Raw genomic sequence first — 12,196 nt, 5'->3', positions numbered from 1 at the left:
CGTGCGTGTGACGTTGCTGGGCCCCGTCGGAGCGGAGGCCGGAGACGGCACCCCGGTCGACATCGGCGGTGTCCGCCTCCGCATGCTCCTGGCCAGGCTCGCGCTGGACGCCGGCCGCCCGGTCCCGGCGACCGCCCTGATCGACGATCTCTGGGGTGCGGAACCGCCCGCCGACGCGGCGAACGCGCTGCAGTCCCTGGTCTCGCGGCTGCGCAAGATCCTGCGTGCCGACGACGTCGCGCTCGACTCGGGTCCCGGTGGCTACCGGCTGGACGTCGCCCGCGAGGACGTCGACGTCTTCCGGTTCGAACGGCTGGCCGCGGAAGGGCGGGCCGAGCTGGCGGCCGGCCGGGATTCCGGCGCGGCCGCCGTCCTCGCCGAAGCGCTCGGCCTCTGGCGTGGCCAAGCGTTGTCCGACGTGCTCGAAGCCCCTTTCGCGCAGGCACCGGCGACCCGGCTGGAGGATCTGCGTCTCGAAGCCGCCGAAGACCGGTTCGAGGCGGAGATCCGGATCGGCGGGCACGACCGGGTCCTGGCGGATCTCAAGGAGGCCGTCGCGCGGAACCCGCTGCGCGAACGTCTCGCCGGGCTGTGGATCCGGGCGTTGTGCGCGGCGGACCGGCAGTCCGACGCCCTCGCCGTCTACGAGGAGGTCCGCGCGGCGCTGGCCGATCAGCTGGGCGTCGATCCCTCGGCCGAACTCAAGGAGATCCACCTCGCCGCGCTGCGCGGCGAACTCGGCCCGCCGCCCGCGGTCGCCGATCATCTCCCGGTCCGGCTGACCAGTTTCGTCGGCCGCGACGACGAGCTGAAGCTGGTCGCGGAACTCCTCGCCGGCGCGCGGCTGGTGACGTTGGTCGGTCCGGGCGGTGCCGGGAAGACGCGGCTGGCCACCGAAGTCGCGACGCGGCATCCGGCGCACGCGCGCGGACGTGTCTGGTTCGTCCCGCTCGCGGGCATCCGGGACCCGGGCGACCTGCCCGGCGCGGTCTTCGCGGCGCTGGAGCTGTGGGATCTCGGGCTCTCGCACGGCGGCGACCCGATGCGGCGGCCGGTGGAGGCGCTGGTCCGGGTCGTGGAAACGCTCGGCGCCGGTGAGTCGGTGCTGGTGCTGGACAACTGCGAGCATCTGGTCGACGCGGCCGCGGAGCTGACGAACACCCTGCTGCGCCGCGTGCCGACCCTGCGCATCCTCGCGACGAGCCGCGAGGCGCTGGCGATCGACGGCGAGACGCTGTGCCCGCTCGGCCCGCTGTCCGTGCCGGAAGGCAGGCCGACCGTTCCCCAAGCGGCCGAGGCGGGCGCGATCCGGCTGTTCGTCGACAGGGCGATGGCCGTTCGCCCGGACTTCCTGCTCGACGAGTCCACTGTGGACGAGGTCGCGCAGATCTGCCGCAGGCTGGACGGGATGCCGCTGGCGCTGGAACTGGCCGCGGCGCGACTGCGTTCGATGACCGTCGCGCAGATCTCGCAACGTCTCGACGACAGGTTCCGCCTGCTCACCTCCGGCAGCCGGACCGCGTTGCCGAGGCAGCGCACGTTGCGTGCCGTGGTCGAGTGGAGCTGGGACCTGCTCGACGACGCCGAACGCGTGCTCGCCAGGCGGCTTTCGGTGTTCGGGGCCGGCGCAGAGGTCGAAGCGGTCGAGAGCGTCTGCGCCGGTGACGGCCTGCCCGCCGAGGACGCCCTGTACGTCCTCGGCTCGCTCGTCGAAAAGTCCATTGTGGACGCGATCGCCGGGGATCACGGCGAGCCGCGCTACCGCATGCTGGAGACCATCCGGGCCTACGCGGCGGAACGTCTCGACGAGGCCGGGGAGCGGGAACAGCTGACGAAGGCCTATCACCGCTACTACGCCCAGCTCGCCGAGCGGCTGGAGCCGATGCTGCGGACGGCGGATCAGCTCGTCGCCATCTCACGCTACGACGCGGAGCACGGCAACATCGTGACCGCGCTTCGCCAGGCCATCGACGCCGACGACGTGGAAATGGCGACGCGTCTGTTCGGCAGCACCTTCTGGTACTGGCTGATCAAGGGCGACAGCGATCGCGTCGAGTCGTTCGTCGCCGAAGTGCTCACCTTCGGCGACCGCCTGGAGGACGACTTCGCGGCCGCGTTCCGGGCGATGCGCGAGATCACCACGATGGTGCCCGGCGTCGGCGACCCGGCAGCCGTGCGCGCGCTCATCGGCGAATGTGTGCGGACCGACGCGTACAACCGGTTCGCCGGGCTGGCCATCGGCCTGCCCATGCTGGCCTTCTTCTCCCAGGACAAGGAACTCGCGCACCGCGAGGTGGACCGGGCACTGTCGAGCCAGGACCCGTGGTCCAGGGCGGCGGGATCGTGGGCGCACAGCTTCGTCCTCACCGACGACGGTGACCTCGACGGCGCCGAACAGGCCAGGGACCGGGCCTACGAAGGATTCCTGGCACTGGGCGACCGGTGGGGCACCGCGATGGCGCTGGGCATGAAGGCGAGCGACATCTCGATGTCCGGCGATCACGAAGCCGCGCTCGCGCTGTACCGCCGAGGGCTCGCCCTGGCACTCGAACTGGGATCGCAGGACGACGTGATCCAGCAGCGCTGGCGGCTCGCGACGGAGTACGCGCGGGCGGGCGACCTGGACACGGCGAGACGCGAGATGGTCGAGGCCGAGCGTTACGCGACCGAAACGGGCAACGCGCAGCTCGCGGTGATGGTGCTGGTGGGCAAGGCCGATCTGCTCTGCCGCGCCGGACGTGTGGACGAGGCACGCGAGGTCGCCGTCCGGTTCCGGGAGAAAATGGCCTTGGTCGCCGCGCCGGGCATGTTCGGCGAGGAGTTCGGCGGGTACATCGACACCGAGATCGGGTTGGCCGCCGGGGATCTGGCAGCGGCCGAACGAGGGGCCGCGGCCGTTGTGAAGTCCACCGCGGAACGCGGCGACATCGCCGATCTCGGGCGGATCGTCGAGGTCTGCGGCCTGATCCGGTTCCGGCAGGGACGCCACGAGACCGCCGTCCGGCTGCTCGGCGCGGCGAAACTCCTGCGCGGCAGACTCGATCTCGGGGAACCCGCCATCCGGGACCTGATCGGGGATCTCCGCGAGTATTTCGGCGAGGAGCGCTACGAAGCGTTGCTCGCGCAGGATGCCGGACTTTCCCGCGCCGACCTGATGTCTTGGATCCTGCGAGAAGTGGTCACGTGAAGAAGGGCCCCTCGCCCGGCAGAGGCGAGGAGCCCTTCACGCGCGTTCCCCCTGACCCCCGTCAGACGCGCTTCCGATAAGCCCAGGTCGCGAGCGGGAAGAAGACCGCGATCGCGCCGGCCATCCAGATCAGCGAGCCGGTCAGCGGCCCGGCGATCGCCCCGCCGTTCATCAGCCCGCGCAGGACGTCGGACATCTGCGTCACCGGGCTGATGTCGGCCCACGCCTTCAGCCAGCCGGGCATGGTGCCGGTCGGGACGAAGACGTTGCTGCCGAAGGTCAGCGGCATCAGGACCACGAACATCAGGCCCTGCACCGCGCCGGGGCTCTTCACCAGCATCCCGACGAACACCGACGCCCAGCAGAACGACAGCGCGAACGCGATGGCCAGGACGACGGCGAGCACGAACTCCGCCGGCCCGGTCTGGATCCGGTAGCCCATGATCGTCGCGACGATCATCAGCACGGTGATGCACACCAGATACCGCACGATATCGGCCAGCACGGCACCGATCAGCGGCGCGGACCGGGAGATCGGCATCGCGCGGAACCGGTCGAACACCCCCTTGGTGACGTCGGTGTTCAGCTGGACGCCGACGGTCATGCTGGCCTGCAGGATGTTGAACACCATGATGCCGGGCACGATCATCTGGAGGTAACCCTCGGTACTGCCCATGATCGCGCCACCGAACAGGTAGACGAACATGACCAGGAAGATGATCGGCGCGATGGTGACGTCGGCCAACTGTTCCGGGTTCTTGCGGATCTTCAGGATTCCGCGCCAGGCAAGGGAAAGCCCGTGCTGAACGCCGCTGGACAGTGAAACGCGCCGTGGTGCGGGCGCGGCGATGGTCGTCATACCAGGCTCCCTTCCGGAGTAATGTCCTTTGTGGACTCGTCGGTCTTCTTGCCGGTCAGTGCGAGGAACACCTCGTCGAGGCTGGGCAGCCGCAGCGCCAGCTCGTCCGCGGTGATCCCGGCTTCGTCCAGCTTGCGGACCAAAGTGGACAGCAGGACCGGGTCGGCGACGGGCGCGGTGAGCAGCCCGGTGTCGTCGTCCCGGTTCGGCCGGGACCCGGTGAGCCCGGCCAGGATGCGCTCGACGGCGTCGAGATCGCCGAGCGCGGTCGGCCGGACCTGCAGCGTCTGGCCGCCGGTCCGCCGCTTGAGCTCGTCGGCCCGCCCGTTCGCCACGACGTGGCCGTGGTCGAACACGGTGATCGTGTCGGCCAGCTGGTCGGCCTCCTCCAGGTACTGCGTGGTGAGCAGCACCGTCGTGCCGTCGGCGACCAGCGTCCGGACCACGGCCCAGACCTCGTTGCGGGCATGCGGGTCGAGCCCGGTGGTCGGCTCGTCCAGGTAGAGCACCTTGGGACGGCCGACCAGGCTCGCGGCGAGGTCGAGCCGCCGCCGCATCCCGCCCGAGTACGTCTTGATCGCGCGTCCGGCGGCGTCGGTCAGTTCGAACCGCTCCAGCAGATCGGCCGCGCGCTTCTTCGCGTCCGCCCTGGAGAACTCCAGCAGCCTGCCGATCAGGACGAGGTTCTCCGTGCCGGAGAGGTCTTCGTCGACCGACGCGTACTGCCCGGTCAGCCCGATCATGCTCCGGACCGCCATCGGGTTCTTGACGACGTCGTAGCCGAAGACGCTCGCGTGGCCGCGGTCCGGCCGGATCAAGGTGGCCAGGATCCGGACGGCGGTCGTCTTCCCCGCGCCGTTCGGCCCCAGCACCCCGACCACCTTGCCCGCCGGGACCTCCAGATCGACCCCGTCGAGCGCCTTCGTCTCCCCATAGTGCTTGACCAGGCCCTCGGCCCTGATCGCGTGGCTCATGTTTCCTCCTGTGGATCTCGCCCCGCGGACAAAGGTGCCCCGCCTGCCTGGCAGACCGCGCACAGCGCGCTGGCAGAACCTGACAGGACCTGATAAGCGCTGGTAGACGCGGTGTGAGGAGGTTGTGGAGGTGTTGTGAAGGCCGCCGCCACTTGATCGTCGATCGGCATACTCGATGTCATGGTGATCGAAGAACGGCCCGTGCCGGTGGCCGGCCGGACCCGGGGAGGCATCCGGTCGACGCTGGTCAGCGGCCTGCTCATCGCGGCGCTCGTCCCGTTCGCGGTGCTGACGGCGCTGCGGCTGGTGGGCTACGACGGCAACACCTACACGATCGCGGCGCTCGCGCTGACGCCGTACGCCGGGATCGCGACGCTGGTACTCGCACTCCTCGCGCTCGGACTGCGTCGCTGGTGGACCGCGGCCGTCGCGCTGGTGCTGACCTTCACGATCGCCGCGATGGTGCTGCCCAGGGCGTTCGCGAACGAGCAGAAGGCGCTCGGCGGGAAGCACGTCCGGGTGCTGGCGTCGAATATGCTCGGCGGGCGGGCGGATCCGGGCAAGATCGTCGGATACGTGAAGGAACACCAGGTCGACGTCCTGAGCCTGACCGAGATGACCCCCGAGGCGGTCGAGGCACTGGGCCGGGCGGGGCTGTTCGAGATCCTGCCGTTCCACGTACTGCACCCGGCGGAGTGGGCGTCCGGCTCCGGGCTGGTGTCGAGGTACCCGCTCACGCCGCTGAAGCTGAGCGGCGATTCGGATGCGAAACAGCCGAGCGCGAGCGCCGACCTCGGCGACGGCGTCCGGATCGAGGTCGTCGCGGTCCATCCGGCGGCGCCGATGTGGGACAGGCACGCGTGGGTCGCCGAGGCCAAGGACCTGCCCTACGCCGACGCCGAGCACGACATCCGGATCCTGGCGGGCGACTTCAACGCCAGTCTCGACCACTCGCTCTTCCGTGAGCTGCTGACCAGGGGATACGTCGACGCGGCCGATCAGCTGGGGAAGGCGCTGACCGGGACCTGGACGAACGGGATGGTGCCGCCGGTGCCGATCGACCACGTCCTGGCGGACAAGCGGACGGCGATCGCGGACTTCAAGGTGCTGGAGACGCCGGGCAGCGATCACGATGCGGTCTACGCCGAGATCGTCCTGCCCTGAACGTGACCTTTCGCTGGCAGGCTTCCCGCTCATGAAAAAGCTCTGGGGGATTCTCGTGTTGTCGCTGGTCGCGGCCTGCGTGCCGGGCACCCTGCCACCGGGACCGCCCGAGAGCGCGCTGGGCTTCACCGTCCAGCCCGGCGCCGCCGGCACCTTCGTTCCCCCGGACCCGGTCGGCGAGGCCCAGCGGCTGTTCCGGCCGGGCCCCGACCGGCGGGCGGTGGCGCTGGCGCGCGCGGGCCGGACCCTGATCGGGGTCGGGGTCCGGGAGTTCCCCGGTGAGGACCGTTCGGAACCGATCGCGTGGGTGTCCGCGGCCGAAGGTCGCGACGCGCGGGAGATCGTCCTGCCGCAGGACCGGCCGGGCCAGTGGGCGACGACGGCGATCGCGGCCGAGGGCGATCAGGTCCTCGTGGCCGGCTCCCTCGGCGGCGACGTGCGGGTGTGGGCGTCCGACGACGCGGGCACGACCTGGACGGTGTCGCCCGTTCAGGTGCGGGGAAGTGAACTCTGGTTCTCCACCGTGCTCCGGACGGAAGGGGAATGGCTGCTGGCAGGCGGTTCCGTGGACGACGCGCTGATCGTGACCGGCGTGCCCGGCGCCTGGGTCACCGCGTTCGCCGGGGAGGGCCGGATCCTCGGCGGGACGGTGGACAAGGCGGGGAAGGCGGTGCTGTTCGGGGATCGCACCGAGACGAACGAGCACGGAACGGCGAACCGGGACTGCTCGGTCGTGTGGGTCGCCGGTACCGGCTGGCGGCGGGGTGAACTGGGCTGCCCCGCGGAGCGGATCACCGCCGCGGTGACCCTCGAGGACGGACGGGTGGTCCTGGCGAGCAGCCGCGATCTGTGGACCCGGCCTAGCTGAGCAGCGAGTCCAGCGCCCGGAGCGTTTCGAGGCCGTTGGCCGCGAGAGAGACACCGCGGCCGTGCCGGATCTGTGGCTCGCGCGGGTTGATCCGCACCAGCGCGCCTGTCGCGGCACTGGCCAGTTCCGAGTAGCGCCGCACCGTCGGCACGGCCTGCCCGGCACCGAGTTCCACCACCACGAGGTCGCGATGCGCCCGCCGCCACGCGGTCAGCTCGTCGAGCTGGGCCTGGCTGCGCCCGCCGAGCCAGTCGTAGTCGCCGAACATCAGGATGTTGGGCCGCGCGAGGCCGCCGCAGCGCGGGCACGACGGCAGCGGGTCCGGCGCGCGCATCGTTTCCTCGTCGACCGGGACCTCGACGTCGGCCGCCGACCAGATCTCGGTGGTGCACCGGGCGAGGCACTGCAGGTGGTGGATGGATCCGTGCGCCTCGGCGACCAGCGGATACCCCGCCTTCTGGAACTGACCGTCCACATTGGACGTGAACGCGCGGACGCCGCCGGGTTTCCGCGCTCCCCAGGACAGCAGGAGCCGGAAGCCCTCATGCGGCACGGTGGCGCGGTACAGCGCGAGCCGGTGCCCGTAGAAACCCCAGGCCAGCTCGGGGTCTTCGGCGAAATGCCGCGGGTCGGCGAGTTCGACGAAGCTGATGCCCAGCCGCTCGTACGGCGGATACGCCTTCCAGAAACCTTCGTCGCCCCGGAAATCGGGCAGGCCGGAGTCGACGCCCATCCCGGCGCCGGCGCAGACGAGCAGCGCGCCGGCGCCGTCGATCAGTTCCGCGGCTCGTTCGAGCTCACTCACCCGGCTTCGAAGCCTGGACGACCTCGAATTCCAGCAGATTCGCCCCGCTGGAGACCGGCTTCGCGCGCTCGCCCGCGTGCGCCTCGCGCGCCGGGCCGGACGCCCACGCCTGGTACGCCTCCTCGGACTCCCACTTCGTGTAGACGAAGTAGCGGCTCTCGCCGGAGACCGGGCGGAGCAGCTCGAAGCCGAGGAAGCCGGGCTGGTTGTCGACGGCGTGCAGCCGCGCGGCGAACCGCTTCTCCAGCTCGGGGCCAGCGCCTTCGGGGACCTCGATCGCGTTGATCTTCACGACTGCCATGCCGCCAGCCTACGACGAAACTCTTTTGCGCCGCGATGTGATGCGTGGGACCTTGAATCGGTTCGAGGGGGAAATGATGACTGACGCGAGGATTCTCGTTTCCGGCGCGAGTGTCGCCGGTCCCGCATTGGCGTTCTGGCTCACGCACCACGGCTTCGCGGTGACGGTCGTCGAGCGCGCGCCGTCCTTGCGTCCCGGCGGCCAGGCCGTCGACCTGCGCGGAACGGCCAAGGAGGTCGCGCGCCGGATGGGACTGGACGAGCGTATCCGCGCGGCGTGCACGGACACCAAGGGCGAGACGCTGGTCGACCGGAAGAACCGGGCGAAGGCCATCCTGCGCGCCGACGACTTCGGCGGCGACGGTCTGATCGCCGAGATCGAGATCCTGCGCGGCGACCTGAGCGACGTGCTGTACCAGGCGACCAGCGAGAAGACGGAGTACGTCTTCGGGGATCGCGTCACCGCGCTGGACGAGCGCGCCGACGGCGTCGACGTCACCTTCGCCAGTGGCACGCGGCGGACGTTCGACGTGGTCATCGGGGCGGACGGGCTGCATTCGGGGGTGCGGGCGCTGGCCTTCGGTGACGAATCGGCCTACGTCCGGCATCTCGGCACGTACGTGGCGTTCTTCACGGTACCGAACCGGCTCGGCCTGCGGGAGTGGGCGATCGGGTTCAACGACGTCGGCCGGTCCGCCGGGATCCGCGCCATCCGCGACGGCGAGGAGGCGATGGGCTACTTCGGGTTCGCCTCGGAGAAGATCGACTACGACCATCGCGACGTCAAGGCGCAGAAGGCACTGGTCCGAAGGTTCGCCGCCGGGATGGAATGGGAGGCGCCCTGGCTGCTGGACCAGATGGAGCACGCTCCCGACTTCTACTTCGACTCGTGCGCCCAGGTGATCATGGACTCCTGGTCGCGCGGCCGGATCGGACTGCTGGGTGACGCCGCTTTCTGCCCCTCACCGCTCTCCGGGCAGGGTACTAGCCTGGCGTTCGTCGGCGCGTACGTCCTCGCCGGGGAACTCGCGGCCGATCTCGACAACGGGCTCGAGCGGTACGAGGCCGTCATGCGCGAGTTCGTCGAGAAGACGCAGGCGATGGGGCGGGCCAACGCGGAGTCGATCTTCGCGAAGTCGCGGACGGCGTTGCGGATGCAGTACCTGACGATGCGGGCCATGCGGTTCAAGCCGCTCGCCGCGCTGGCCGCGCGGAAGATGCGGAACGTGGTGAGCGGGATCGACCTGCCGGACTACCCACCTCTCGACCGCGTTTAGCGGGCTAAACGCGAAGTCGAGGGCGCACCTGAGCGCGTTTAGCCCGCTAAAGGCGCTTGGGGGCTCAGCCGCGCAGGGTGCCCGGGAGCAGTTCGGCGTCGGGAGGGATCACGGTGCCGTGGAACCACGCGTCGAAGAACGGCCGCAGGTCCTGCTCCGAAAGCTTGATCGTGAACGCCTCGAAGTCCGCCCACGACGCGTTCGCGTTCCGGTGCGCCGCCGGCCACTCCTTCAGCAGCCGCGCGAACGCCCCTTCGCCGATTTTCCGCCGCAGCGCGTGGATGGCCAGGATCCCCTTGTCGTAGACGCCGTGGAATTCCTGCCCGGCCCCCATGCCGACCAGTTTCGGGGTCCAGAAATCGGGGCTGCCTCGCATGATCTCGAGTGCGGCGCGATAGCGGTCGTCGAGGTTCTCATTGTCCCGCGATTCCTGCCAGAGCCATTGCGCGTACGAGGCGAGACATTCGTTGAGGCAGATGTCGGACCACGAATCGAGCGTCACCGAATCGCCGAACCACTGGTGTGCCGTTTCGTGGACCACGGTGATCAGGTCGGCCCATTTCGCGTAGGTCGGCCTCGTCTGGGTCTCCAAGGAGAAGTGGATGTCCTCGTCGAGATAGATCCCGCCCGCCGCGTCCACCGGATACGGCCCGAATTTCGAGGTCAGGAAGCCGATGATCTCCGGCAGTCGCCTGCCGGTGTCCCGCCTGTCCTCCGCGCCCGGCGCGTACGCGTTGACCAGCGGCGTCCCGTCGGGCAGCGCCATCCGGTCGACGGTGAACTTGTCGATCGCCACCGTGGTCAGGTAGGCCGCCACAGGCGTGCGCTCCTGCCAGGACGTCGTGGACCAGCCGTTGGCCGAGGTCTTCTGGATCTCGCGTCCGTTCGAGATGACGGTCCAGCCGTCCGGAACCCGGGCGCTGAGGGTGAACATCGCCTTGTCACGCGGGGTTTCGTTGACCGGATACCAGAACGACGCCGAATGCGGCTCGCCGACGATGAACGCGCCGCCGTCCTTCGACTTCTGCCAGCCGTTCTCGCTGCCACCCGCCTTCGGGGTCGCCGACGGCTCACCGCCGTAGAGGACCCTCGTGTGAAAGGTCGTCCCGTTCCGGATCGGCTCGGCGGGCGTCACCACCAGCTCGAATTCGCCTTCGCGGGCGAATTTCGCCGGTTTTCCGTCCACTTCAACGGATTGGACCGTCAGGCCGCGTAAGTCCAGGTTGTACCGATTGAGGTCTTGGGTCGCTTTCGCGGTGACCGTGGTGTCGCCGTCGAGACGCCCTTTCGCCGGGTCGTAAGTGATCCCGACCTGGTACTCGACGGCGTCGTAACCACCGTTTCCGTCCATCGGGTAGTACGGGTCACCCGCGCCCGAAGCGCCCGGCACCGGGTTCATCGGCGGCGGCGGAGGGGGCGGGGCCGGAGGAGTATCGGTGCTGCAGCCGATAATCAGGGCGCTGACGACCCCCAGGACCAGACCGGCTGCGGGGACACGGCTGCGCATGGAGGGGAGCTTAGTGGTGATTCAGCGCGACGGGTTGATCACTTTCGGCGGTGAGGGGCCGCCGATCGTCCTCCTGCACGGGTTGATGGGCAGGGCGACGACGTGGTGGCGGGTCGCGCGACGGCTCGAACCGTATGGGCGTGTCTTCGGTCTCGACGCCCGCGGCCACGGACGCGGCCCACGGGGCGGGCCGTGGCGTACCGAACGATTCGCCGACGACGTCGCCGAGGTGCTGCGGACCTTCGGCGAGCCCGCGGTCCTGATCGGACATTCCATGGGCGGCCTGCACGCGTGGGTCACCGCGGCCACGCATCCCGATCTCGTCCGCGCCGTGGTCTGCGAGGACTTCGCGCCGGACCAGCGCGGCCGGACCGTGGACACCTGGCGCGGCTACTTCGAATCGTGGCCGGTCCCGTTCCGCTCGCTCGCCCACGTACGCGAATTCTTCGGCGAAACCGGCGACTATTTCATCGAATGCGTCGAAGAACGCGAGGACGGTTATCACCTGATCGCGTCGCTCCCGGATCTGTACGAGATCGCGGCGGAATGGGGACGGCGCGATTTCTGGGAGTTCGTCGAGCGCGTCAAGTGCCCGCTGCTGGCCATCGAGGGGGAGCGGACGGCGATGCCCGCCGGTCAGCAGGCCGAACTGGCCGCGCGGGTGCCCGGCGGCCTCGGACGGCACATCGTCGTCCAAGGCGCCGGGCATGTGGTGCACGACGAGGCGCCGGAGACCTATCTCGGCGCCGTCGAAGCGTTTCTCTCCGACGTCGTCAAGTAGCCCTGGTCAGCCCTTCGCCAGCTGGGCGTCGATCCAGGCGCGCAACCGGGTCTCGCCCGGGTAGCCGATGTTGCGCGAGTTCGGCGGTTCGGTGGTGTTGCGGACGCCGACCAGCGTCGGCAGGTAGCGGATGTTGTACCGGCTGGACAGATCCCGGCTTCGGTCGACATCGACCTCGCCGAGCAGGAACCGGCCGCCGTATTCGGCGGCGAGCCGTTCGATCACCGGCTTCATCTGGCGGCACGGCGGGCACCACGTCGCGCCGAAGTCCATGATGACCAGTTTCTGCCGCGAGATGTCCATGACTTCGGCGTAGTTGGCCGAAGTCACCGTGACCACGTTCTCGGCCGACGGCGAGGGGGCGGCGGACGCCGCGCCGGAGCCGAAACCGGTGACGAGCGCCAGCACACCGGCCAGCACGCAGACGAACCGTTTGCACTTGGACAAGACGATCTCCTTGGATGCGGGGAACCA

11 protein-coding genes are annotated in these 12,196 nt (G+C 69.7%); 5 read left to right on the top strand and 6 right to left on the bottom strand.

Annotated elements, in window-relative coordinates; all coding sequences use genetic code 11:
• Window position 1 precedes the first annotated feature (1 nt).
• Window positions 2-3,187, top strand: a complete 3,186-nt coding sequence (locus L324_RS34010) for an ATP-binding protein (RefSeq protein ID WP_037318315.1) — start codon at window positions 2-4, stop codon at window positions 3,185-3,187.
• A 61-nt stretch (window positions 3,188-3,248) separates the two neighbouring features.
• Here L324_RS34010 and L324_RS34005 read toward each other — a convergent pair whose 3' ends face one another.
• Together L324_RS34005 and L324_RS34000 are read right to left on the bottom strand one after the other, a co-directional pair.
• The gene (locus L324_RS34005) at window positions 3,249-4,046 is read right to left on the bottom strand and encodes an ABC transporter permease (protein WP_037318314.1); all 798 of its coding nucleotides are present in this window, start codon (window positions 4,044-4,046) and stop codon (window positions 3,249-3,251) included.
• Window positions 4,043-5,020 carry a daunorubicin resistance protein DrrA family ABC transporter ATP-binding protein gene (locus tag L324_RS34000; protein ID WP_037318313.1) on the bottom strand — a complete coding sequence of 326 codons (978 nt, stop codon included), beginning with the start codon at window positions 5,018-5,020 and terminating at the stop codon, window positions 4,043-4,045. The genes L324_RS34005 and L324_RS34000 overlap by 4 nt, the downstream gene beginning before the upstream one ends.
• 180 nt (window positions 5,021-5,200) lie before the next feature.
• Here L324_RS34000 and L324_RS33995 point away from each other — a divergent pair, with 180 nt between their 5' ends.
• A complete protein-coding gene (locus tag L324_RS33995) occupies window positions 5,201-6,184 on the top strand; it encodes an endonuclease/exonuclease/phosphatase family protein (protein WP_081736551.1) in 984 nt (327 codons plus the stop codon).
• A gap of 31 nt (window positions 6,185-6,215) precedes the next feature.
• Window positions 6,216-7,052 (top strand): hypothetical protein, encoded by an 837-nt coding sequence (locus L324_RS33990; protein WP_037318310.1) that lies wholly within the window; start codon window positions 6,216-6,218, stop codon window positions 7,050-7,052.
• Here L324_RS33990 and L324_RS33985 read toward each other — a convergent pair.
• Together L324_RS33985 and L324_RS33980 are read right to left on the bottom strand one after the other, a co-directional pair.
• Window positions 7,045-7,857: an SIR2 family NAD-dependent protein deacylase gene (locus L324_RS33985; RefSeq protein WP_037318308.1), complete on the bottom strand. Its 813-nt coding sequence runs from the start codon at window positions 7,855-7,857 to the stop codon at window positions 7,045-7,047. The genes L324_RS33990 and L324_RS33985 overlap by 8 nt on opposite strands.
• Entirely contained in the window at window positions 7,850-8,158 is a 309-nt protein-coding gene (locus L324_RS33980; RefSeq protein ID WP_005165349.1) for an antibiotic biosynthesis monooxygenase family protein, read from the bottom strand. The genes L324_RS33985 and L324_RS33980 overlap by 8 nt, the downstream gene beginning before the upstream one ends.
• Before the next feature lie 76 nt (window positions 8,159-8,234).
• Here L324_RS33980 and L324_RS33975 point away from each other — a divergent pair, with 76 nt between their 5' ends.
• Window positions 8,235-9,434, top strand: a complete 1,200-nt coding sequence (locus tag L324_RS33975; protein WP_037318934.1) for an FAD-dependent monooxygenase — start codon at window positions 8,235-8,237, stop codon at window positions 9,432-9,434.
• Window positions 9,435-9,498: 64 nt separating this feature from the next.
• On the opposite strand, the gene L324_RS33970 is transcribed toward L324_RS33975, so the two are convergent.
• On the bottom strand, window positions 9,499-10,941 hold the full coding sequence (locus L324_RS33970; protein WP_037318306.1) for a M1 family metallopeptidase: 1,443 nt from the start codon (window positions 10,939-10,941) through the stop codon (window positions 9,499-9,501).
• Between L324_RS33970 and L324_RS33965 the strand changes: the two genes are divergently transcribed.
• Window positions 10,940-11,722, top strand: a complete 783-nt coding sequence (locus L324_RS33965) for an alpha/beta fold hydrolase (RefSeq protein ID WP_152547075.1) — start codon at window positions 10,940-10,942, stop codon at window positions 11,720-11,722. The two genes, L324_RS33970 and L324_RS33965, sit on opposite strands and share 2 nt — an antisense overlap.
• Window positions 11,723-11,728: 6 nt before the next feature.
• Here L324_RS33965 and L324_RS33960 read toward each other — a convergent pair whose 3' ends face one another.
• Window positions 11,729-12,169 (bottom strand): thioredoxin family protein, encoded by a 441-nt coding sequence (locus tag L324_RS33960; protein WP_037318304.1) that lies wholly within the window; start codon window positions 12,167-12,169, stop codon window positions 11,729-11,731.
• Window positions 12,170-12,196 lie beyond the last annotated feature (27 nt).

The sequence above is a fragment of the Amycolatopsis orientalis DSM 40040 = KCTC 9412 genome, assembly GCF_000478275.1.
GTDB classification, from domain to species: Bacteria; Actinomycetota; Actinomycetes; order Mycobacteriales; family Pseudonocardiaceae; genus Amycolatopsis; species Amycolatopsis orientalis.
This window is presented reverse-complemented; position numbering and strand designations above follow the sequence as displayed.

Coding starts and splice junctions, on each gene's coding strand:
- L324_RS34005 (WP_037318314.1), bottom strand. CDS start 4,046: ATGACGACCATCGCCGCGCCCGCACCACGGCGCGTTTCACTGTCCAGC.
- L324_RS34000 (WP_037318313.1), bottom strand. CDS start 5,020: ATGAGCCACGCGATCAGGGCCGAGGGCCTGGTCAAGCACTATGGGGAG.
- L324_RS33970 (WP_037318306.1), bottom strand. CDS start 10,941: ATGCGCAGCCGTGTCCCCGCAGCCGGTCTGGTCCTGGGGGTCGTCAGC.
- L324_RS33990 (WP_037318310.1), top strand. CDS start 6,216: ATGAAAAAGCTCTGGGGGATTCTCGTGTTGTCGCTGGTCGCGGCCTGC.
- L324_RS33965 (WP_152547075.1), top strand. CDS start 10,940: ATGGAGGGGAGCTTAGTGGTGATTCAGCGCGACGGGTTGATCACTTTC.
- L324_RS33980 (WP_005165349.1), bottom strand. CDS start 8,158: ATGGCAGTCGTGAAGATCAACGCGATCGAGGTCCCCGAAGGCGCTGGC.
- L324_RS33975 (WP_037318934.1), top strand. CDS start 8,235: ATGACTGACGCGAGGATTCTCGTTTCCGGCGCGAGTGTCGCCGGTCCC.
- L324_RS33995 (WP_081736551.1), top strand. CDS start 5,201: ATGGTGATCGAAGAACGGCCCGTGCCGGTGGCCGGCCGGACCCGGGGA.